Source organism: Paractinoplanes polyasparticus, from assembly GCF_019710575.1.
Classification (GTDB): Bacteria; Actinomycetota; Actinomycetes; order Mycobacteriales; family Micromonosporaceae; genus Actinoplanes; species Actinoplanes polyasparticus.
The window spans coordinates 19693-42783 of record NZ_JAHWFK010000040.1 but is presented as its reverse complement, the minus strand read 5'-3'; the positions used below and the strand labels follow the sequence as shown (position 1 = coordinate 42783).

The following is a 23091-nucleotide window of genomic DNA, read 5'->3' as shown; positions in this document are numbered from 1 at the left end:
GCCAGCAACCGACAAAATCTCAATCCCGCTTCGACTGCCCGAAATTACAATCGACTGCTTTGAAAATAAAGGTGTTTGGAATACCAGAGAATAAGAGGAAGCCAAAAGTCATGGCTGAAGCACGCAAGCCTAAGAAGCTTATCGAAACTTCGCTCCCGATCGAACAGATATCACGCGCCAATCGCGCAGAAAAGAATATCAAAACCGGCACGGCCAGAAATCTCCACAAGTGGTTCGCCCCTATGCCAGCTCCGGCATGGCGCGCTTTAATCCCGGCAATCGTTCTTGACGATCCAGAAGACGATGACGAGCGCCGGGATATCTTGGAGGACATTAGGGCACTTGTACCCTCAAACGGAGGAACACCCGACAAAGACGCATTACGCAGGATCAGAGCCAGGATGGCCCGAGCTTTTACGGTCGATGAGCTTCTGGTGGTTGACCCATTTTGCGGCGCCGGTTCCACCCTCATCGAGGCTCAACGCCTCGGATTACTCACCGCCGGTAACGATCTTAACCCAGTTCCAGCACTAATTTCTAAACAGCTCACAGAGCTGCTACCAAAATGCCGCAATCAAGGCCCCTTCCTTTCGGTAGGGCCCTCCGCCCTGCTTCACGCTGATCCATATTCTGGCTTTAAAGAAGACGCACAATCATTGATTATCAAGGTGCAAGAATCAGCCCGAGCTGATCTTGAGAAGTTATATGGACGATACGATAGCAATTGGCCATATGCGTGGCTCTGGGCTCACGTCGTTTGCTGTCCGAACCCGGCCTGTAATTTGCCTGTACCGCTCTTTGCATCGTCCACTCTCTCAGCGCAGCCTAAGAAAGAATCTTACCTAACATTAGAAGTAATCGACGATAAGTGCTGCTTCGGCGTAACATCCGACGTCACTGCAGCGGCAAGGCCGACGAAAATGAGCGGCCGCAAGTCGGAGTTCAAATGTCCACGCTGCGGCCAAGAGTTCGATGAGGAGCATGTAAAGAAGGTCGGCAACGAAAGTGGGCTTTCCGAACAGATGGTGGCCACAGCCTGGACACGCCACGACGGTTTCCGATGGTTTGAGGAGCCTTCTCTCGACCAAACTGATCGAGTTCCTCGGAACTATCCAGACATGGATGGCATTGACCTCCCGGATGAGGCTCTGGGATTTCGAGTCCAAGCTTACGGATTCAAAAATTACCTCGACCTCTACACCCCTCGGCAAGCATGGACCTTGGCCACATACGCCAGGGTTGTCGCTAATCTAAAAGAAGAGATGCAGACGTGGGGATGTCCCGAAGAATACGGACTAGCACTTCTTGCTTTCCTTGGACTCTGCGTTGGACGGCAGGCGCGCTTCCTGTCCAAACAGGCTACATGGCGAACCAGGAAGGGACCGTCTAAGGTAGAGGCTGGCTTTAGCCAGCAAGTCGTGACGATGGTTTGGGACTTCGCTGAGGCCAATCCATCTGGGAAGTCTGTCGGAGACTGGGTACAAGTAGGCGCTACTGCTCTGAGGGCGGTAGATTCGATCCCAAAGGAAGGTGGTCTTGGAACAGTGCATATCGGCGATGCCGAAACCGTCGCTAGCCGCCTTCCAGCCACCAAACCTCGAATCATCGTTGCAACCGATCCACCCTACTTCGACGCTATCGGATACGCCGATCTGGCAGACTATTTCTACCTATGGCATCGTGAAGCGCTGAAGAATGTATTCCCTGACCTATACGCTACGTCACGTTCACCTAGGTTTAGCGAGCTCATTGCCGACAAAGGACGCCACGGCAACTCCGACAGCACGGCCCGCGAGTACTTTATTGAAAAGTTCAAGAGCACATTCCAGAATCTCGCAGTCCTTTCAGATGGCGAGTTCCCAATGATTATAATTTACGCACATCAACAAAAGGAGGGCGCCTACGGCGGTTACGGATCGACCGGATGGGAGGCGATGCTGCAAGCCCTAGTTGACGCCGGTATCGCCATCACCGCGTCGTGGCCTATGCACGCTACGAGTCCTACACGCAGTCGAGGGATGTCCAGCAACGCTCTTGCCACGTACATTGTTCTTGCCTGTCGAAAGAGGCGCGAAGAGTCCCCGGCTTCCACTCGTCGATCCTTTATATCACGCCTTCGAGAGGAGCTTCCGAAAGCGTTGAAGAAACTGCAGCAGGGAGGCATCGCTCCGGTTGACCTAAACCAGGCAGCAATAGGTCCGGGGATGTCAATATTCTCTAACTATAGCAGCGTCATGGAACCTGACGGCCAGTCCATGTCTGTGCGTTCTGCTCTCGCAATCATTAATCAGGTTCGAGACGAGTCGCTTGCTGAACAGGAAGGTGATTTCGACACCGACACGCGATTCTGCGTGAAGTGGTTCGCGCAACACGGCTGGGATGAGCAACAATTTGACCGAGCGGAAAGTTTGGCACGCTCGGTCAACACCTCAGTAGACGGGCTGGTTCGGGCGGGAGTCTTTTGGGCTCGAGCAGGTAAGGCCCGACTTATCGAACCCAACGAAATGAGTGAGGGCTGGAATCCCCTCACCGACGACAGGATCAGCATCTGGGAGGTGACGATAAGACTGGCCAAGACACTCGAAAATAAGGGTGCCGAGGACGCGGCGCGGCTTATGGCCGCTGCTGGAAAAAGGATTGACCTGGATGCCGCCAAAGAATTGGCGTACTTACTCTTCTCCGTCTGCGAAAAAAGAAAGTGGATGCAGACTGCTCTTATGTTCAACGGTCTTGGCACTTTCTGGTCGGATCTTTCAGCAGCTGCCCGCACAGACGACGGGCATGCAACGACCCCTTCCCAAGGCGAGCTTGACTTTGCCAGCATCGAGGAGTGACGGACATGGCCATCAACAATCGTGAACGGGTCGGCCGTGGCTTTGAAATCTTGGCCGAAGGGCTTGGGCGATTCGTCGACGAAATCATGACCGCTGCCACGCCCGCCGGACAGGATTGGGCCAGGTTGCTGGAAGCCCGCGACTCGGCAAAACACGGCTCAGCGAAGACGTACGCAAAGAATGACCCGCAGGTGCAACTGAAGGTACTCACCGAGGACTGGAGGCTCTTCAAAGAGAGTCTCTCCCGAGTGGACCAGTCGTTCGCTTCAGAACTGCGTGACGCCCGCAACCGGTGGGCTCACAACGGCGGCTTCACCTCCGACGACACCTATCGGACCTTGGACTCGATGGAACGTCTGCTCACCGCCGTTGGAGCGGTATCGCAGGCGGAAGAAGTCCGCAGGATTCGTATGGATCATCAGCGGTCCGTCTACGAATCCGAGACCCGTAAGGCTGTCAAGGCGGCGTCTTCGCCGAACGTACCGGGCACCGGGCTCAAGCCCTGGCGGGAGGTGATCACGCCACACCGGGATGTGGCCACCGGGCAGTACAACGCCGCCGAGTTCGCCGCCGACCTGCACATGGTCGCCACTAAGAACTCCAGTGTGAGCCCTGAGTACAGCAACCCGAAGGAATTCTTCCACCGGACTTATGTCACCGAGGGTCTAAGTGACCTGCTTGATCGGGCCGCCCGACGGATCAGCGGTGACCAGAACGCCAGCCCGATCATCAACCTGCAGACCAACTTCGGTGGCGGCAAGACCCACTCGATGCTGGCCCTTTACCACCTCTGCTCGGGTACTCCCATCACCGACTACCCACAGGAGGTCCAGGAGGCCGTCGGCAGCGCCAAGCTGCCTACCGCGAAGCCGGTCAAGCGGGTAGCACTGGTGGGAACCCACCTCAGCGTGACGCCGGAAAAGAGCAGCCTCAAGCCGGACGGCACCCAGGTGCGCACCCTATGGGGCGAGCTTGCTTGGCAGCTTGGCGGCCGAGCCGCCTACGACATGGTCGCCGAGGCGGACCGAAACTCCACCAACCCTGGTTCAGCTCTCTCGGAACTCCTCGCTGCACATTCGCCGTGCCTGATTCTCATCGATGAGTGGGTGGCCTACGCCCGCCAGCTCTACGGCCGTGACGATTTGCCGGCTGGAACGTTCGATACCCAGTTCACGTTCGCCCAGACGCTCACGGAGGTGGTCAAGTCAATCCCTGGGGCTCTGCTCGTCATCTCCATCCCTGCCTCCGACACCGCCTCCGGGGAAGACGATGGCAGCGGAGGCACCGACCTCGAGGTCGGCGGCCCGAATGGTCGAAAGGCCCTCGAGAGGCTGCAGAACGTCGTACGGCGCATTGCCCACCCGTGGCGGCCGGCCTCAGCGAACGAATCGTTCGAGATCGTGCGTCGGCGGCTTTTCGAGCCGACCAACGCTGACGCGCAGGGACACATCTCGGCGGTCGCCCGCCAGTTCGTGCAGTTCTACGCCGAGCACAAGGGTGAATTCCCCCGGGAGTGCAGCGAGCTGGAGTACGAACGCCGCATTCGCCGGGCGTACCCGATCCATCCTGAGTTGTTCGATCGTCTCTACGAGGACTGGTCGACGCTAGATCGGTTCCAGCGCACCCGCGGGGTGCTGCGGCTGATGAGCGCCGTGGTCCATGAGCTGTGGCGAAATCAGGACCAGGGACCGCTCATCATGGCCGGCTCGATTCCCCTAGACGCCCCGAAGGTCGGCAACGAGCTGACCCAATACCTACCGGACGCGTGGAAACCGATTATCGATGCCGACATCGACGGTGAGGGGTCAACGCCTGTTCGCATCGACGCGGACCGCCCCACCTTCGGCGCTCGGGCGCTGACCAGACGGATTGCCCGCACTGCCTTCGTCGGTTCCGCCCCCACCCTGCAAACCGCGCACAAAGGCATCGAACGGCAACACCTTTGGCTGGGTGTGGCCGTACCCGGCGACACTGTCGGCAACTTCGGCTCGGCCCTAGAGGTTCTGAGCCAACGCGCCACCTACTTGTACGTCGATGGTGCCCGCTACTGGTACGACACCCAGGCCTCGGTGACTCGCACCGCCCAAGATTTCGCAGACCGGCTGCGAGAACATCCCGAGGAGGTCTGGGCCGAACTGGTCGTGCGGCTGGCGAAGGAGCGCTCGACGCGAGGTGACTTCGCCGCCGTGCATCCGTGTCCGGACGACAGCGGTGCCGTGCCGGACACCGAAGAGGCCAAGCTTGTCATTCTGCATCCGCGAGAAACTCATACCCGCGGCAGCAAGGATTCGTCGGCCCTTGCCTTCGCGCAGCGTTGTCTCGATACACGAGGTTCGGGGCAGCGGGTGAACCGAAATGCTGTGGTGTTCCTCGCCGCCGACGAGAAGCGTATGGAGGAGCTGGCTGAGGCCACCCGCGACTATCTGGCTTGGAAGAACGTCTGCGAGCGCATCGACGAGCTCAACCTGACCGTTCAGCAGCAAACCATGGCTAAGAATCGGCGCAAGATTGCCGACGACACCGTGGACCTGCGTCTCGCTGGCGCGTACATCTGGGCGATCGTGCCCGATCAGCCGGAGCCGAGCCGACCAGCGGGGTGGGAGGTTCTCAAGGCCGAAGGTTCACAGCCGAGGTTGGCTGAACGGGTGACAGTCAAGCTCCGCCAGGGCGGTCTGCTCACCACCGGTTACGCTTCCCGCAATATCCGGATGGACTTGGATGGCCCGCTGCAATCGGTCTGGAGCCGGGGGCACGTTTCCGTCGGTGACTTGTGGTCGTACTACCGCAAGTACCCCTACCTGACCCGGCTGCGGGACCGCTCGGTGCTCGACGACGCTGTTCGGTCGGTGATGAACGAGATCTCGTGGGAGGTAGAAGGGTTCGCGCTCGCCGAAGGCTTCGACGAGACGAAGGCCCGCTATGCCGGCCTCACTATCCCGCACGAGAGCAGCGGCTTCGGACAGATCACCGATGCCGCCCTGCTAGTGCTGCCTAGTCTGGCCCGGAAGCAGCAAGAAGAGGAGCGGCCAAAGCCCTCGCCGACTCCGGGCGGGGACGGATCTCGGCCCAGTGACGGCGGCGGCATCGGGCAGCCGACCCCGCCGACCACACGCGGAGGGTCAGGCGGAACGCCCCTACCCTCACCTGCGCCCACCCCGCAGAACACGCGTTTCTTCGGCGTCATGCAGGTGAACCCGGAGCGCTACAGCCGTGACCTCACCCGGGTGGCGCAGGAGATCCTGCAACACCTTGCCGCCGAAGGGGTGCAGCTCGAGGTGCGCGTCGAGATCATCGCAACCAAACCGGAGGGGTTCCCGGATGACAAGATCCGGATCGTCACGGAGAACGCCAGCACTCTGAGGTTCACCGAATTCGGTTTCGAGAAGGAATAGTCGGCATGCCGGTAGAGAAGACTGAGAAGGACATCGCCTCGCTGGTCAAGCAGGTCTCCAACGGAGAAATCCGGCTGCCAGAGATCCAGCGAGCCTACGTGTGGAAGCCCACCCAGGTCGCCCGCTTGATCGAGTCTCTCTACCGGGGCTACCCCTCCGGCTCGCTGCTGTTCTGGCGGACCTCGGAGACACCGGAGACGCGGGCGGTGGCGGCGAACGCCCCCACCGCCGCGCCTGCGGTGCTTCCGCTTTACCTGCTGGACGGTCAGCAGCGACTCACCTCCCTGCACCGGGTGATGACCGACCACCCTCAGGCGCAGATCGTCTTCAACGTGGAGACTGAGGCGTTCCAGAACCAGAGCGCGGCCACCAGCAAGGATGTCCGCTGGGTCAAGGTCTACGACCTGTCCCGGGACGACGCTGATCTGCTCGACGTCATGGAGAGCATCGACTACAGCATCGTCGAACTACCTCGGCAGCAGGTCGGCAAGCGGCTGCAGCGCTTGATGAACGTGCCGAAGTATGGCTACCACATGGAAATCATCACCGACCTAGCGTACGAGGAGGTCGCGCAAATCTTCGTACGGGTGAACAGCGGTGGCCGCGCGCTGAAAACCAGCGATCTCGCCATGGCGACGCTCTCGGCACGCTGGCCGGGCGTGCTCGCCAAGCTGGAGGCAGAAGCCAAGTACTGGCATGCCCGGTCCTATGGCGATCTTGATGTCACCTTCCTCACTCGCGCCTTGACCGGAGCGGTGCTCGGCCGTGGCCTCTCCGCGTGGTCACACACCCGACTCGCAGCTGCCACCGACGAGGAATTGGCGCACGGCTGGGCAACAGTGCAGCGCGGTCTGCGGGAATTGGTGCCGCTGCTCAAGAACAACCTGGGTGTCACCCACAGCTCCCTGCTCCCGTCGATGGCGGTGCTGTTGCCCCTGGTGGTTCTTCTTGGCGAGCGGCCAAATGAGCCGATGGACGCCGACACCGCGAACGGAATCCTCTACTGGTTCCTGGCAGCCACGATCGGCAACCGCTACAGCGGCAGCACGGACACTCTTCTTGGCCAGGACATCCCCGCCGCGCGGGAAGATGAGCCGGTACGCACGATGCTCGCCAACCTCGGCCTGGTCGGAACGCGTGTGGACGTGACACCGCGAGCCCTGGTGGGGCGCTCGACCGGAAGCCCGTACTTCTTCCTCAGCTTCCTGGTGGCCAAGCGGGCCGGAGCGAAGGACTGGTTCTACGGAACAGTCATCGATCCTGACGGCGATGACGGGCACAAGATCGAATACCACCACATTCACCCGCGTGCCACTCTGAAGGACACGTATACCAAAGCCGAGATTAATGACCTTGCGAACCTGGCGTTCATCTCCGCCAGCGCGAACCGCAAGATCAGTGACCGGTCGCCGTCCGTCTACTTCCCCACCCTGGATCCAGCCGAGTTCGTGGCCCACTTCGTCCCCTCGGACGAGAACCTGCGCACCGCTGACGCCTACCGGAGATTCCTCGCCGCACGCCGGCAGATGCTTGCTACCTCGATGACGGACCTCATCAACCAGTTCCGCCCGAAGTGGCTCGACGACGTTGCGGTATCCACCGGCGACGATCTCGAAGGGTGCGCGCTGGAGTTCGTGCGTTTCGAGAGCTCCTGGGATGATCCCAAGCTCTACGTTCACGCCCAGGATCACGGTGTTGAATGGAAGGCTCTGCTCTCGGCCAACGCCTTGGACAACGCGGTCGCCGACGCGGAAGCCAACATCTCCACGGACTTGGACGTCTCCGGTCAGCAGGTGGCCGTCCGCAGCGACAATGACGTCCTCCAGATCGAACTCGGACCTTTCCTGGTCACCGGGACGGCAGCGGATTGGAAGGCCGTTCTGGAACGGGAACGTGCAGACGTCCAACCGCTCTCCCAGGCACCCGCGCTGCTTGACATTCCGGCGTGGGACGGGCCCCGCCGACGGTTTCCGGTGACGGCCAGTGACTAGCCCCTGGCAGGCGCGTCCCGAGGTGGCGACCGACCTCGTCTATCGAAGCCTGTTCACTTCGGCTGCACCGGACCTGCGGCACCAGGCGGCGGAACTGTTCGCAGCGTGGGCCAGCGGGAAGGGTGTTCCGGTCACTCCGGCCGCGCTGCTGAAGGGCACGAACGCCGAGGGCTGGGCCGAAGGTGTCCGCCGAGTCGCTCACGGCGCCGCCGGATCCCATGTCGAGAAGGCGACTGGGCGGAAACTCCATGCGGCCCTCTTCCGGCTTCAGGAGTTCCTTCCCGACGGCACTACCTGGACCACGTCCCTGCGCGTCGCTGTTCCCTATGAAGCCGAACAACAAAGCCTCCTCCCGGAGGAGGATAGGCCGGACGAGGCTCTCTTCGGTGTCGACGGACACTGGCCCAGCCGGCCCTGGGTCTGGCTCGACCTGGAGCACGACCGAGCCGAGGGCAGCGCGCCGGTTCGCCCGGGCAGCCCGCGCCTGATCCGCGACCTACTCGCCGCAGTGGAGGGAACAGACGCCTCTCTTCCGCTGACGTCCGATGTCCTCGACATCACCGAAAGCCACGTCGGCGAGCTGTGTGGTTGGTTGTTCGATTCGGATCGCCGAGTCCCCGTGATCGTCTTCAGCCCGGACCCGGAGACCGAGGAGAAGCAGAAGCGGTTCGCCGACCGACTTGCCAGGGATGTAACCGGTGTAGCGGTCGTGGTTCGGCTGCACAGCACGACAGCCGCCGGGGCCTTCTCCCGCCGCGTCGGGCCTCACCTGCAGGTGTACGGCGGCGCGATGCGCGCCTACCTGCCCGGGCTGATGCCGAACGAGCCGTTCCCAAGGCGCCACCGCGTGTTGTCCGCAGCAACCATGCGAGCCCTCGGCCAACGATCCGCTAACGCCGTACGCGATCAGGTTCTCGGTCTGTCCACCCGGCGAACCCCGCCGGCCTCGTCTGCTCTGGTACGCCGGGCCCTGTTCCGGACCTCCGCAGAGCGCACGGTCGCCGACCGCCGGCCACCGACCGCCCAGCCGCCGCTGTTCTCTGCTCCGTTCGAGCCATCCGTCCTGCCGGACTTGGACCCGTCGCCGCAGGTAGGTGATCCCAGTACCCGGCCGGCACAGCCGGCGGTCACCGAAAGCGCGGAGGGCCACCAGCTGCTACGCGCCACTCTCACGCTGGCCGGCATCGACCCGAGCCCTGTCGAGTTGGCAGACGACCCCTCCGACCTTGCTTCGTTGGAAGCGGAACGGCGCGCGCTGCAACAGTTGCTGCTCGCAACGCGCTTGGAGGTCGCAGCCCCGGCAAAGCTGGTGGAGGCCAACGAGGAGATCGCTCTCCTGTACGCGGAGGTCGAAGAGCTGACCGCGCAACTCGGCGAGGAACAGAAAGTCCGCGCAGAGATCGAAACCCTACGGTACGAACGAGATCTCGGCGAGCTGGACCTGGCCGATTTGGAACGGGACAACGAACGGCTGCGCGCCCGAATCCGCTGGCTCGAATCCGAGCTCTCCGTTCATCAGGTGCACGTGGCCGGCCAGGCGACACCCCACGAAATCTCCCTACCGACCAGCGTCGTGGAAGCCCTGGAACTGGCCGCCGATCACCTGCCCCTTCTCGTTATCGGTCAGACGTCCGATGCGGCGGCCGGCCTAGACGTGCACCCGCAGGCGGAGCGGTGGGCCCTCAAAATCTGGCAGGCTCTGGCCGCGCTCAACTCGTACGCCGAGGCCCGCGCGACGGGAACCTGGTCCAACTCCTTCCTGGCGTGGTGTCAGGAACCGTTGTCCGGCGGTCTCGCTGTGCCTGCGACCTGGGCCGCGTTAAGCGAGTCGGAAACCACCAACAGCATGCCGAAGCTGCGGGAAGCGCGAACCTTCCCCGTTCCTCCGATCGTCGACCCGGGCAGGCGCCTCTACATGCCTGCCCATGTCAAGATCCAGCAAGGCGGTTCGCCGTGTCCCCGCATTCACTTCCACGATGATGCGGGCGGTCGGTCCGGACGGATCTATGTGGGATATGTCGGGGACCATCTCCCGACCGCCAACTTTCGCTGACCTTCGCTCTGGCCCCAGATGCCCTCCGGGAGCCTCGCCACGAAAGCAAGACGATTGACCAGTCCAACGATCTGCATCGTGCTTCTGAGCCCTCCGTTGACCTCCGGAGCTCGGACGACCAACGCTGTACAACGAGCGGCTCGACTCCTCGGATTTTCCGCCCTGAGGATCGCGAACCTCCTCAACGCCCCTACCCAGAATCTGGAGCATGTGGTTGAGCTCGGCGGGAATCCCGACTTGTGGGAAGTCTCTCGGCCCATGCTGGCCGAGGCGCTTGAAACGACCGACAGCCTGCTGTTCGGCTGGGGAGTTCTTCGCGGCCTACGTTCAGCTCGCGCAGCCGCTGAGGAGCAGATCGACTGGCTTCTCGATCACGCAAACAGCCTCGGCCACCACGCGGCCTGGTCGGTCGGACTGGACGTGCGGCATCCGTCCCGGTGGCACCAGTACACAGCAGACAAGCACGCCCGAACACCTGGTGGGACTCCGGAGGAACGTCTGAGGTCAGTCCTCGTTGAGCGGCCTCTGCTGAGTTATCGGCCTGCGAGGGCAACGACCGGTCTCGGTGAAGGCCCGTCAAGCCAAGTGAAGGCCGTCTAAGGCGGAGCTACCTTCGCGGGGGCTGCAATGGCCACCCAGAACAACTATTGTTTATCCTCGATGAGTTCTCTGCCTGAGCTAAGCGCCCGACTCCAACGGATCTTCCGCGGTCAAGAACAGTACGGCGACGGCCCGCCCGCGGAACAAGCTCGCCGCTTCCGGCTTGAGCAGCTCCTCGAGCCCACCATCGAACAAGCGAAGCGCAACTCCGCGGACATCCCTCGTGAGCCGATCGATCTTCTGGTTAGTCTTTCCGGCTTCTCCCCAGAGACCACGATCCTCGCCTTTGAGCTGCTGCGCCCTCGGCGTCTTATGATCATTGCTTCCGAGGAAGCCCGGACCAGTGTCGACATCATCCAACGAGCCCTGAAACTACCGCTGTCTCGGCTCGACGTTCGCTACACCGATCCGGTCGACCCTCGACGGATCTACCAGTTCATCAAGGAAGCGGCCCAGCCTTTCCCGGAGGCCGAAGAATTCAAGGCGGTCATCGACATCACCGGTGGCAAGAAGGTGATGAGTGCCAGTGCTGCCCTGGCCGCAGCGCAGTTGGACCTCGCACTCTGCTACATCAACAGCACCTTCGACCCGGAGATGCGGCTTTCCATACCGGGTACCGAGCGGCTGGTCATCGTTCCCAACCCCACTACCCTCTTCGGTGACCGCGAGATGGAGGCTGCACTGGTCGCCTTCCGGCATGGCGCCTACGCCGCCGCCCAGGCCCGATTTGCCGAGATCGCGGAGACAGCCTACGAACCGGCTCGGGCGCGCTTTCTGCGTGATCTCGCGTCGGTCTATGAGTCTTGGTGTGACCTAAACCTGGAGACTCTGCAATCACGGGCGCAGGTAATGCGAGAACGCTTGAGCGATCCCGGCTACAGTGTCACGCCTACGGTTGCCAAGAGAGTGCGAGACCAACTGGTGTTCCTCGACACCCTCACAGGCGCGCCACGGACCGAGCGCGAGAGCCCATCGTTTCTACTCAATTTCTACCTACTCGGCCAGCACTACCGTGGCCTTGGCCGGCACGACTTCGCGGCCCTGCTCTACTACCGCACCATCGAGAGCTGCTTCGCGCAGCGCCTCGCCCGCCTTGCCCCTGGTTTCCGCACCGCAACTCCTGATTATCGACTGCTCGGCAGGGACCAGGGGGACTTACGAGCACGGTACCGAGCCGCCACTGAAGCCGTCCATGGGACGGAAGCAGCGGCCCTGCCAGCCCCGATCGGCTTGATGGAGGCCGTCCTTCTACTCTTCGTGCTCAACGACCCCCTCTTCAGGAAGATCGGCTTGACCTCCGAGAAGGCGTTAAGGCACTTCAAGGGCCAACTCACGGCGCGTAACAAGTCTGTACTTGCCCACGGAACTGAAACCATTGATGAATCCCTGAGCAATGAGCTGGGAGGGCTTGCCACGCGCAGCGTGCGAGCCTTTTGGGCACTCGATTTCGCCGATGAGAACGTTGACGACCGAATTGCCACTCTGAAATTTGTGGTGGACCCCTGAGATGCCGGAGGGGAGGATCTCTCGGCTCAAGGTGCCCCGACGACTGGGCTGAGCAGTACGCCTAGCAGCGCTTCCCCCAAACTCTTCCCGCCTACCTCCTTGAAGGTAGGCGGGCGTCGACCCGCCCGACATTACCTCCCAAAACAGGGAGAGGAACAGCCCGCAGGACACCGATCAGAACCGACGGATTACGCCGCCAACGCTCAAAGACGAGGCACTAATAGGCGAAGAGCCCAGTCGGGGCTACCCAGGCTGCTGCAGATCCGCCCACGACGTAACCAGATGATTAAAAGCTACGCCATCTTTGGTCCACCGGCGCCGCTCGCAGACGGAAAACAGCAAATAGGCCATGTCTTTAATGGAATCGACACTCGGAACAACATCTGCGGCTACTGAAAGGTACTCTGACGCTGACTGCAACCCTTCGCTCTCCACACGCCTGACCAACTCCATCAAGATCTTCCAAAGCACGGGACTTTCCTGATTGGCGGACAACCCGTCCATTCCTAGCAAGTCAGTCGGCGCAACAAGTCGTACCTTGCCAGCTCTTGCCGACACAATGCCAAGACGACTCAGTCGATGCATCGATGCATTAAGGGCCTTAGAAAGGCTTTCCGCATCGCCGAATTCTCCCTCTCTCCAGCCGTACTCCGCAAACCACTTAAGAGCGAAACGACTATTCTCGTCAAGCTCGCCTTCATGCTCTGCCAATGTTTCACCAAGGACCTGATTTATTAATGCCAAAGCCGTTCTGACACTCATCGGCGATCCATCGACTTCAACGACCTGGGCATAATTGCTAAATACCGCAATGCCGGGGCCTATAGCCGCCTGAGCTAGGTCGACAGGAGCAATGTTGCTCTGCTCCAGACTTATCAAAGCATCTGGCAATTTTTCTCGCAACTCTCTAATAAAGCCTCGACGATCGGTAGTGCCCGCAGTATCCGGTCGCGGCCGACAAGCCAGAATGATCGATGAAGCTAGGGCGTTAGCGCCAATATCTCGCATTCGGCCGGTTCGCTCTGTCCGAATCGGCCACGTAGCTCGGATGGACCAACCCGTGCGAAGCATCGCATCCAAGAATACTTCCCAGCCGGTTGAAACCTGATCTACATCACCGTCTTCGGACTGCCTGTAGGCGTAATATATCGTCACAGGAAGATCGTCTGGCGCACCGTTACGAAGCCAAGTAAAGACTTCTTCATATTTTTGGCGGAAGAACCGGGCAGCTTCAGCCTTGCCGCCATGTCGTGAGGGATCTGCTATAAGCTCGTCGGCCTTCGGCGTCAAAGACGTCTGGAACATTTCCGGGTAAAGATCGCCTACCGTCTTCCGGAGCCAGGCGTAGAAGAAATCTGACAAGACTGCATAGCCAACGTTGTCGTAATAGGGTGGATCGGTAGAAAGCACGACCCCTAGCGGTTTTTTCACTTTGGCAGCGTCGGCTTGAATAGCAAATCCAGGCTGTCCTACCACTAAGGCATCAAGGGCCCGCGCTATCCACTCTGCGCTTTGCCCATAGTCGGAGGGTCCAGCGCAAAATGGATTTCCTTCTGCGAAGTCCCAAACCATCGGTATTGCTTGTCGCGCGAAAACATCACTAACGCTTTCTTTAGAGGGATGCGGGTTCCAACGGCATAGGCTGGAGTTTGTCGACGACACTCTACTAAGGGCGAGCCCAAGATAGACCGCAACAGCGTCGCTGTACGCACGGGCCTCCGAGCGTTTGCCTTCTGAGCCAAATCCGGCAGCTAAGGCATCCCTATATATTTTCTCACGTACTTGGCGGATAGATTCACAATACGTAGTAAGCATCACGAGCTGCCTGCTGGTGAATAGATCAGAAATAAGCTTGAGACCATAATTCACACACCAGACGTTCCGCGGATCAGAAGTCAGCTGCTCAACCGGTGCTGTGGCCGGCGGCTCGACCCGAGAGCAGGCAATCTGCTCTTCATCTGCCTCGAGATAGATTCGACGCCGGTCCCCCTTGGCGGCGATTGCCACCAGTTGCACGCCGATTCGCTTCATTTCTCCCTCTGCGCGAATGTGTGACAAGGATATGAATTCGCTGCAGCCGACACAAACGGCACCGCCGCGACGCATCGTCCCATCATCCTCTTTAGCAGGACTTCTCGCCATGTCACTGGAAACCGAGAAGCGAACATCTCTAGCATTTACAGACGGAGTTAAATACGCCTCCTTGCCGGGCTTCTTGGCAAGCCACCAAGAACGCATCAAAGGCGTGCGTATTCCGCAGGCAGGGTTTGAACATCGGACGTTTCTCGCCCAAATCCAGGCAACCACTGGCACCCGCGACCGATCGGGCAAGGTAGCTTGCGGGTACAGCGCATTCAAAGTTTCCTGCACTCTATCGCGGATCCAGCCGCTGTAATGCCGCACATCCTCGGCGAGCCCCAGCGAACCAACCCAGGAGCGCTTTTTTTCGGAATTACCTAACGATACCGGAGGCCTGTTGGACCATCTCGGCGGAATCTCCAGAATGGCCTTGTTAATCAAGACGGCGACCGGGTTGAGATCTGAGGCGAACGCAACCAGGCCAAGACGTTGCGCCTCCAGCGGGATTGAACCACCACCCGCAAAAGGGTCCATGATCGAGGGAGGGGAATCCCCTAGGCTCCTAGCCACCTCACGCCGAGCCCTGGCGATAATATCGGAATCATTGGCGTTCTCCCAGACCACTAGCTGCTCGATGAGAGCGTGCAGCCGCTTACGCTCCACAGCCTGCTCTTCTAGCGTGGGAAAAAGTTCGGGTTTCGATGATGGATCATCAACAAGTTGCGCAAACAACACAGCACGGCATGCCGCCAAGGGACGACGGGCCCACCAAGGGTGAACTGTTGACGGGTGTCCATGGCGAATTGATTTTTCGCGCGCGGATTCCTTATTTATCGCCTCAAGAGGCAGGGAAACCTCGATAAGCTTTCTTTTGTAGCCATCGGACACGACGACAACCTCCCGTCAGGCCCCCCAACGCAGGGCCAACAAGCAGAGATTGACTTCAATCGATCACGTTCGGTGTCCGCATGGTCGCTTAAAGTAAGATATCTGACACTTAATATTCGACGGACCCGCATGGTCGACCGGGGGGTATCGACGAAGTTGAAGGGGCTGGGCCGGCAGCCCTTGCCAGACGGGGCGTGCCGACCCTGGCCAGCTGCTTCCTATCGCCATTCGGCGCGCCGGCTGGTCAGACTCGGAGCTCCGTCCGACCGGCACGCGCCACGTCGGCTGACCGATGGTGGCTTCAGCACCGCAGCTGGACGGAGGCCTAACGCACGTGCTAACCCTTTGGAGAGGCGGGATAGCTGCCGGGATGTAAGCCACGATGGACGCGGACGAACTGACCGAGATCGTCGAAACCTGCGAGTTCGACGACCGCATCTCCTCGTACGTGGTGACCTTCCAACCATGCTCTGCTCAGCGACGACGTCTTACGCTTGATCGGCAGCTTGGGGCAGGACGGACGCACTTACAGCTAATGCCTGGCCCTCGGCGTCCTGCACTCCGACGCATCATCGACAACGCCAAATACCGGAAACTGACCGGCCTGGGCTCCCCCAAGGCCACGGTCGAACTACAGGACTTGGTCGCCCGCGAAACTCCTCCAGCAGGTCGGAACGCAAAGGTGGGCCCGCTACAGGCTCGCCCAGCAATTCAACCCGGATGCCGCCCACCGCGCGGACCGGCACACGCCGGCCGACCGAAGAGAAGAGATCCTTCACGCTCTCGGCACCTGCGACTGCGCGCCGAACTCGCTCACCGGACCGGCTTGTCCGACCAGACGGTCCGCCGCTGGCTGACCCTCCTGCGCCACGAAGAGCAGATCGAAGCCCCCGAGAATTCAACCGCCAGCAAGAACACCAAGTACCCGACGGATCGTCGCACCGCGCACCACAGAGTTGATGCCGACCGCTCGACCTTGGGTTAGAAACGCTCACCGATGCCGAGGCGGGCGTGGACCTGCTGGGCACGCTCAGCAGCGGCGCTGGCGCCGTATCGGCGGGGCGTCTCGTCTGACGACCAGCCCAGGACCAGCATCAGATCGCCGGTGTCGGCGCCCCGCAGTTTCCACTCGTGGGCGAAACTGTGTCGCCACCGATGTGCGTATACGTTGCCGACGCCGGCGCGGTCGTCCAATCGCTTGAGTCGGATCTTGATGCCATTCGGCTGTAACGGCTGCGCGCCCCGTGCCGCAAGCCATAGCTCCGCAATGTCCGCAGCTCCCATCCGCCGTGCCCGGGAACGCAGATAACGGCGCAACGCCCGTGCGGTCTTCGGGCCGAGCAGCACCCATCGGTCCTTGCCGCCTTTGCCGTGCAGATGGACCGCTTCAAGTTTGAGGTCAACGTCGGTCAGCCGCAGACCGCCGATCTCCGACAGCCTTGCTCCAGTATTGGCGTACATCCGGATCAACGCCTCGTCCCGAAGCTGCACGAAGTCATTTCCGGCGGACGCCTGCAGCACGCGGCGAGTGTCCTGATCGGAGATCACCGGGACCACCTTCTGGACGACTTTGGGCTTCCTCACGTGCATCATCGGCGGCTGTTCGATCTCGCCTTCCTCAACCAGCCATCGAAACAACTGCTGCAGCGCCTTGTACTTGTTCAAAGCCGTAGCCGCGGAACGGGTTTCGATCACCGAGATCTGGAAGGCCTCCACGTTTTTTCGCCCGATCGCCGCCGGTTCGCGCGCGTCGCCGGAGCCAGCAAGGAATCGAGCGAATTGAACGGCGGCGAGCAGGTAGTTGTAGCGGGTGCTCTCCGGATGATTCGCCGCACGAAGGGAACTGTCCCAGTCCCGAAGGAGCCGTGCCCAGGGGTCTTCATCGAGCCCCGCGGTCAGTCTGTCCAGGTCTAGTAGCGACATTGTGGTCACACTCCCGAGTCATGGGTTCGCTGAGCGACCTGCTGGCCGCTGCGACCCGAGACTCCATGAACAGACTCTGACCTGCGGAAATATGAAGGATCACGCACGATCAACCCAGTCAAGGAGTCCGTGTCCGGCAGTGCTAGCCGCTCAACGTGCCTTTGACCTGCGAAGATAAGCCCTGCACGGCGCAATCTCAGCTGATGTCACCCGTACGAGTCAAGGGCTCCAAGACACTCATTCATCGATAGGACAAAATGAAAGAGGGCTTTCACATGGCCTCTGGCCTGCGAAAACCCTCTTACGGTCGGGCTGACAGGATTTGAACCTGCGACCCCTTGACCCCCAGTCAAGTGCGCTACCAAGCTGCGCTACAGCCCGCCGCCGCCCGGCACCAACACCGCGCGGCAACTCAGATACCTTAGCAAGTGCTACCCGTGGGCCTTGCCGCGACCCCCCGGGCCTGTCTTCTTGCGGGGCTTCACAGAGACCTCGATGGGGGAACCTTCGAAGCCGAACTCCTCGCGGAGCTTGCGTTCGATGAAGCGCTGGTAGCCGGCGTCCAGCGGGCCGGTGGTGAACAGGACGAAGCGCGGTGGGGCGACGCCGGCCTGGGTGGCGAAGAGGATTCTGGGGGCGCGGCCACCGCGTACGGGGTGGGGGGTGGCCTGGGTCAATGTTGTCAGCCACTGGTTGAGGGCACCGGTTGGCACGCGCTGTTCCCACGAGGCCAGGGCCTTGCGCAGGGCGGGGGTCAGTTTGTCCACGGCCCGGCCGGTCTTGGCTGAGATGTTGACCCGGATGGCCCACGGGATGCGCTTGAGCTCTCGGTCGATCTCCTTGTCGAGGAAGATGCGACGGTCGGCGTCTACCAGGTCCCACTTGTTGAAGGCGATGACCAGCGCGCGGCCGGCGTCTACGACCTGGGTCAGGACTCGCTGGTCCTGTTCCGAGATGACTTCGGAGGAGTCGAGCAGCACTACGGCTACCTCGGCGGCCTCGACGGCTCCCGCTGTGCGCAGGGAGGCGTAGTACTCCGTACCGGAAGCCTGGTTGACTCTTTTGCGCAGGCCTGCCGTGTCGACGAATTGCCAGAGTTCGCCGTCCATTTCGACGAGGCTGTCGACCGGGTCGACCGTGGTGCCGGCTACCGAGTCGACGACCGCGCGTTCCTCCTTGGACACGCGGTTGAGCAGTGACGACTTGCCGACGTTGGGGCGGCCGACCAATGCCACCCGGCGGGGGCCGCGGGGGCCGCCCTCGACGATCGGGGGTGGGGTGGGCAGCGCGTTGAGGATGTCGTCGAGCAGGTCGCCGGAGCCGCGGCCGTGCAGGGCCGAGATGGGGTGTGGTTCGCCCAGGCCCAGGGACCAGAGTGACACTGCTTCCATCTCGAGGGACTGGTTGTCGGCCTTGTTGGCGACCAGGATGACCGGCTTGTGGGAGCGGCGCAGCATCTTGACCGCGGCCTCGTCGACGTCCGTGGGGCCGACGGTGACGTCGACGACGAACACGACCACATCGGCGGTCTGCACGGCGATCTCGGCCTGGTTGGCGATGGCGGCGGCCCGGTCTTTGGCGTCGGGCTCCCAGCCGCCGGTGTCGACGACGGTGAAGCGGCGGCCGTTCCACTGCGCGTCGTAGGGCACGCGGTCGCGGGTGACGCCGGGTACGTCCTCGACGACCGCCTGGCGGCGGCCGATGATGCGGTTGACCAGGGTTGATTTGCCGACGTTGGGGCGGCCGACGACGGCGACGACGGGGGCTGGGCCCGTGTCGTCCACCGTCTCGTCGACCTCGAAAATCGGAGCCTCGCTCACGAACTCACCTTGCTGTTCAAAAGTTCCAAAAGGTACGCGACGACCTCGTCGATGCCGATGCCGGTCGTGTCGACCTCGACGGCGTCGTCGGCCTGGCGGAGCGGGTCGGTCTTGCGGGACGAGTCGAGCTTGTCGCGGCGGGCCAGGTCGGCCTCGGTGGCGGCGACGTCGGCGGCGTCCTCGGAGCTGCGGCGCTGTGCCCGCGCGGCCGAGGAAGCAGTCAGGTAGACCTTGAGGTCGGCGTCCGGCGCGACGACCGAGGCGATGTCGCGGCCCTCGACGATGATACGCGGGTGCCCGGCGATGATCGCCCGCTGCAGGGCCACCAGGTGCTTGCGTACGGTGGGGACCGCGGCCACGGCCGACACGGCCTGGGTGACTTCGGCGCCGCGGATCGGGGCGTCGACGTTCACGCCGTTGGCGGCGAAATGCGGAGCGGCCGGGTCGGTGCCGATCGACAACTCGGTCTCGAGCGCGATCTTCGCGATGGCGTCGGGATCGTTGAGGTCGACCCCGGCCTGCAGAACGGCCCAGGTCACGGCCCGGTACATGGCGCCGGTGTCGAGGTAGACGCCGTCGATCCGGGTGGCGAGCCGCCGGGACACGGTGGACTTGCCGGAACCGGAGGGGCCGTCAACCGCGACCACACACTTTTCCGGCCGTACAACTTCTGCCACCGTTCCTCCTGAGTTTGCCCGCCCGACCAACCCTCCCATTGTGCCCGGAGCACTACAGGGCGACGAACTAGGGTATGTTACTCGCCAGTAACGCGAAGGGAGCCACCATGCCCACCCTCGAGCGCCACGATGCCGTTTTCGTCCTCGATCTCGGCGACAACGAGAACCGCTTCCATCCCGACTGGCTGACCGGAATCGAGTCCGCCCTCGACGAGATCGCCAAGACCGACGGTCCGCACGCGTTGGTCACCACGGCCCGCGGCAAGATCTGGTCGAACGGCCTCGACCTGGAGTGGCTCGGCGACAACCCCGAGCAATTCACCCCGTACGGCCTGCGTGTCCAAGCCCTTTTCGCGCGCATGCTCACCCTCCCCTACGTGACGGTCGCCGCTCTCCAGGGCCACACGTTCGCCGCCGGGGCCATGCTGTCGCTCGCCCACGACCTGCGGATCATGCGCGCCGACCGCGGCTTCTGGTGCCTGCCCGAGGCGGACATCAACATCCCCTTCACGCCCGGAATGTCAGCGCTCGTCCAATCTCGCCTGACCCCGCAGACGGCCCATGAGGCGATGGTCACAGCCCGCCGTTTCGGCGGCGAGGAGGCGTACGCCCGCAAGATCGTCGACCACGCGGCGCCCGAGCCCGACGTCCTGAGCACCGCCATCACCCTCGCCGCGGCCCAGGTCGGCAAGGCCGGCCCCACGCTCGAAACGATCAAAACCCGCCTCTACGCGCCCGTCCTCAAGGCCCTGCAAACTCTCGACTGAAGATCAATATCGCGGGGGTACGCGCCATCAAGCTCCCCGCCGCACGAGCGCAGCACCCCGCCTCCGGCGGCTGGCGCTGCGGCCTGAGTGGGTGGCCAGGCCGTAGCGCACGCACGTGATGGCGGTCGGCCGGGCCGTGGTCAGCTCACCGACGGCAGCGGCCGCGCGCCCTCGGGACGCAGGCCGTCGAAGATGATGCCCAGGTAGCGGCGCCACAGGTCGGATGGCGCGTCGGGCACGAAGCTGACCACGTAGTTGGGCGCGCACATCAGCAGGATCACGTCCATGCCGGTGATGTCGGGCCTGATGGCGCCGGCCCCCTTCGCCCTGTCGACCAGGGCCGTGATCGCCGTGAACAGCTCCGACCGGGTGTCGTCGAGCAGGTCGTTGACGCCGCCGGCATCGCGCAGGAACGACAGGTCGAGCTGGCGCTGACGACCGGCCGCGGACTCCATGAACTCGAGCAGGGCCGCTCCCGGGTCCGCAGCGGTCAGCAACTCGCGCGCGAGCAGAGCCAGCCCGTCGATCCGGTCGAGGACAACGGCGGCGAGCAGGACGTCTTTGGTGGGGAAATGCCGGAAGACGGTGCCCTTGCCGATGCCGGCGCGGCGGGCGATGTCGGCCACGGAGGCGTCGAGCCCATGCTCCGCGAACTCTTCGGAAGCGGCCTTGAGCAGGGCATAGCGGTTGCGGGCAGCGTCCGCGCGGAGCGGCCGGTCGGGTGTCACAGCGACGAGATTAGCAAGTTGACCGCGCGGTCCGCTTAGGACTAACCTGACCGCACGGTCCGCTTGCTACCTCCAGGAGGAAACCCATGAAAGCGATCGTCGCCACCGACTACGGCCCACCGGAAAGCTATGCCCTCACCGACCTGCCGATTCCCGAACCCGGCCCTGGTCAGATCCAAGTCCGCATCGCCGCCGCGTCCGTCAACCCGGGCGACATAGTCATCCCCAGCGGCGTCTACAAAGCCCAAGCGCCCCTGACGTTCCCGCACGTGCCCGGCAACGACTTCGCCGGCACCGTGTCCGCCGTCGGCGCGGGCGTCGCCGCCTACCGGGTGGGCGACGAGGTTTTCGGCCACGCCGTCCCCCGGGCGCTGCGCGCCATGGCCGGCGTCAACCCGTCGATGACCACCGGCACGCTGGCCGAATACGCCGTGTTCGAGGCGGGCACCCCCTTCATCGCGCCCCGGCCCCCAGCCCTGAGCAGGATCGACGCCGCCGCGCTACCCACCGTCGGGCTCACTGCACGCGCGCTGATGGCCACTGCCGAGCCCCGGGCGGGCGAAACCGCTCTGGTCATCGGCGCCACCGGCGGCGTGGGCACCACGCTCCTGCCTCTGCTGAGCCAGGCCGGCGTCACCGTCACTGCCACCGGTCACCCCGCCGACGAGCCGCTGCTCCGCAAGTTGGGCGCCCACACGGTCATCGGCTACGACGACGACTACCCCACCAGCAGAGATCTGGGGCTGAACCTGGTGTTGCCGACCGACCGGCTGCAACGAGCAGCGGCGGCGATCCGCCCCGGCGGCCGGCTCTTCACCATCACGTTCCCGCCCCCGCGTCCCGACATGATCGAGCGCAGCGACCTCCGGTTCGAGCTGGTCCTCGATCTCGACGGCCGCTTCGGCGGCATGGCCGAGGTCGCCGCGCTCACGCCGACAGTCACCGCGACCTACCCGCTGACCGGCGCCGTCCAGGCGCTGACCGATTTTGCCGGTAACCACACCGTCGGAAAGCTGGTGATCACGGTCTAGGCGAAATCCGAGTCCAGTTCCGCTCGCCCCGCCGTGAGGTCGCCGCGACACAGCGCGGGCAGATGTGGCGCACCTGGTCCTCCGGCGTGATCACGTCGGTGGCGCGGAAGTCGAACGGCACATGCGGGAAGCGGCGCAGCCGGCTGCGGCTCAGCGCCAGACCGCACACGGTCTGATTCGTGCCCTGCCGCCAGGCGTGCACCTCGCCGCCCGGCTGCCGCACGCCGTCCGGCCCGATCCACTCGCCCGACGCTGCCACCGCGTTCACAACGCGCACTCGCCCGCTCGCCAACCTGGCGCAGCCGTGCCCCATTGATCAGCAGTCCATCCGCCGGGCGCAACCACCGTTCCCATGGCGCGCGGCATGCCCGATCAGCTGAGGATCACACCTGTTTGCTCGCATGTGGCTCGGGAACCCCGGGGACATGACCGACAATCACCCGACCGACGAGCCCGACGGCGCCACGGCGTACGAGGCTTCGCTGCGACCGCCCGGGCACTCCGTGGAACAACCCGCCGACGACCAGGGCGACCTGGCGCCGGAGGACAAGCGCGGCAACAGAGACGAGGACTCGCAGCCCTCCGAGGTGCACCGCGCCGCATACGACACTCGCCGCACGGCCGGCGACGACCCTAATTACCGGCCCGACTGACCAGCGTCGCGCGGCCGCGTAGACCAGCGACACGATCGGGGACCAGCGCCAAGCACTGGGCACCAGCGACACCAACCAGCGCCCGGCCCCAAACGCTGGATCGACCAGCGACGCGAACCAGCGCCGAGCAGCGACAAAGAGCAGGGATG

General features: G+C 62.9%; 14 protein-coding genes and 1 tRNA gene. 8 read left to right on the top strand and 7 right to left on the bottom strand.

From position 1 onward, the window contains the following. Positions 1-59 precede the first annotated feature (59 nt). The 5 genes from KXC43_RS33645 (at position 60) to KXC43_RS33625 (ending at position 12376) form a co-directional block, all read left to right on the top strand. On the top strand, positions 60-2834 hold the full coding sequence (locus KXC43_RS33645) for a DUF1156 domain-containing protein (protein ID WP_221380247.1): 2775 nt from the start codon (positions 60-62) through the stop codon (positions 2832-2834). A gap of 5 nt (positions 2835-2839) precedes the next feature. Continuing rightward, entirely contained in the window at positions 2840-6226 is a 3387-nt protein-coding gene (locus tag KXC43_RS33640) for a Swt1 family HEPN domain-containing protein (protein ID WP_221380246.1), read from the top strand. 5 nt (positions 6227-6231) lie between these two features. Beyond that, positions 6232-8217, top strand: coding sequence for a GmrSD restriction endonuclease domain-containing protein (locus KXC43_RS33635; RefSeq protein WP_221380245.1), 1986 nt, complete (start codon positions 6232-6234; stop codon positions 8215-8217). Positions 8218-8239: 22 nt separating this feature from the next. After that, positions 8240-10270, top strand: coding sequence for a coiled-coil domain-containing protein (locus tag KXC43_RS33630; RefSeq protein ID WP_221380244.1), 2031 nt, complete (start codon positions 8240-8242; stop codon positions 10268-10270). Positions 10271-10897: 627 nt separating this feature from the next. Beyond that, positions 10898-12376, top strand: a complete 1479-nt coding sequence (locus KXC43_RS33625; protein WP_221380243.1) for a TIGR02710 family CRISPR-associated CARF protein — start codon at positions 10898-10900, stop codon at positions 12374-12376. Positions 12377-12619: 243 nt separating this feature from the next. Here KXC43_RS33625 and KXC43_RS33620 read toward each other — a convergent pair whose 3' ends face one another. The 5 genes from KXC43_RS33620 to cmk all read right to left on the bottom strand — a co-directional run bounded on the left by KXC43_RS33620 (position 12620) and on the right by cmk (position 19763). Continuing rightward, positions 12620-15343 carry a DUF1156 domain-containing protein gene (locus KXC43_RS33620; protein WP_221380242.1) on the bottom strand — a complete coding sequence of 908 codons (2724 nt, stop codon included), beginning with the start codon at positions 15341-15343 and terminating at the stop codon, positions 12620-12622. A 981-nt stretch (positions 15344-16324) separates the two neighbouring features. After that, positions 16325-17266, bottom strand: coding sequence for a tyrosine-type recombinase/integrase (locus KXC43_RS33615; protein WP_221380241.1), 942 nt, complete (start codon positions 17264-17266; stop codon positions 16325-16327). A gap of 307 nt (positions 17267-17573) precedes the next feature. Then, positions 17574-17647: transfer RNA gene (locus KXC43_RS33610), tRNA-Pro, on the bottom strand. A 50-nt stretch (positions 17648-17697) separates the two neighbouring features. Continuing rightward, positions 17698-19086 carry a ribosome biogenesis GTPase Der gene (gene der, locus KXC43_RS33605; RefSeq protein WP_308129381.1) on the bottom strand — a complete coding sequence of 463 codons (1389 nt, stop codon included), beginning with the start codon at positions 19084-19086 and terminating at the stop codon, positions 17698-17700. After that, complete coding sequence (cmk, locus tag KXC43_RS33600; RefSeq protein ID WP_308129380.1) at positions 19083-19763, bottom strand: (d)CMP kinase; 681 nt, start codon at positions 19761-19763, stop codon at positions 19083-19085. Before cmk ends, der begins: the two co-directional genes overlap by 4 nt. Positions 19764-19870: 107 nt before the next feature. Between cmk and KXC43_RS33595 the strand changes: the two genes are divergently transcribed. Next, on the top strand, positions 19871-20530 hold the full coding sequence (locus KXC43_RS33595) for an enoyl-CoA hydratase-related protein (protein WP_221380239.1): 660 nt from the start codon (positions 19871-19873) through the stop codon (positions 20528-20530). A gap of 140 nt (positions 20531-20670) precedes the next feature. Here KXC43_RS33595 and KXC43_RS33590 read toward each other — a convergent pair whose 3' ends face one another. Beyond that, on the bottom strand, positions 20671-21258 hold the full coding sequence (locus KXC43_RS33590; RefSeq protein WP_221380238.1) for a TetR/AcrR family transcriptional regulator: 588 nt from the start codon (positions 21256-21258) through the stop codon (positions 20671-20673). A gap of 86 nt (positions 21259-21344) precedes the next feature. Here KXC43_RS33590 and KXC43_RS33585 point away from each other — a divergent pair, with 86 nt between their 5' ends. Next, positions 21345-22289: an NADP-dependent oxidoreductase gene (locus KXC43_RS33585; protein ID WP_221380237.1), complete on the top strand. Its 945-nt coding sequence runs from the start codon at positions 21345-21347 to the stop codon at positions 22287-22289. On the opposite strand, the gene KXC43_RS33580 is transcribed toward KXC43_RS33585, so the two are convergent. After that, a complete protein-coding gene (locus tag KXC43_RS33580) occupies positions 22279-22566 on the bottom strand; it encodes a hypothetical protein (protein ID WP_308129379.1) in 288 nt (95 codons plus the stop codon). The genes KXC43_RS33585 and KXC43_RS33580 overlap by 11 nt on opposite strands. A gap of 148 nt (positions 22567-22714) precedes the next feature. Between KXC43_RS33580 and KXC43_RS33575 the strand changes: the two genes are divergently transcribed. After that, complete coding sequence (locus tag KXC43_RS33575) at positions 22715-22942, top strand: hypothetical protein (protein ID WP_221380235.1); 228 nt, start codon at positions 22715-22717, stop codon at positions 22940-22942. The last annotated feature ends 149 nt before the right edge of the window (positions 22943-23091 follow it).

Coding starts and splice junctions, on each gene's coding strand:
- KXC43_RS33640 (WP_221380246.1), top strand. CDS start 2,840: ATGGCCATCAACAATCGTGAACGGGTCGGCCGTGGCTTTGAAATCTTG.
- KXC43_RS33635 (WP_221380245.1), top strand. CDS start 6,232: ATGCCGGTAGAGAAGACTGAGAAGGACATCGCCTCGCTGGTCAAGCAG.
- KXC43_RS33625 (WP_221380243.1), top strand. CDS start 10,898: ATGGCCACCCAGAACAACTATTGTTTATCCTCGATGAGTTCTCTGCCT.
- KXC43_RS33615 (WP_221380241.1), bottom strand. CDS start 17,266: ATGTCGCTACTAGACCTGGACAGACTGACCGCGGGGCTCGATGAAGAC.
- KXC43_RS33595 (WP_221380239.1), top strand. CDS start 19,871: ATGCCCACCCTCGAGCGCCACGATGCCGTTTTCGTCCTCGATCTCGGC.
- KXC43_RS33585 (WP_221380237.1), top strand. CDS start 21,345: ATGAAAGCGATCGTCGCCACCGACTACGGCCCACCGGAAAGCTATGCC.
- KXC43_RS33575 (WP_221380235.1), top strand. CDS start 22,715: ATGACCGACAATCACCCGACCGACGAGCCCGACGGCGCCACGGCGTAC.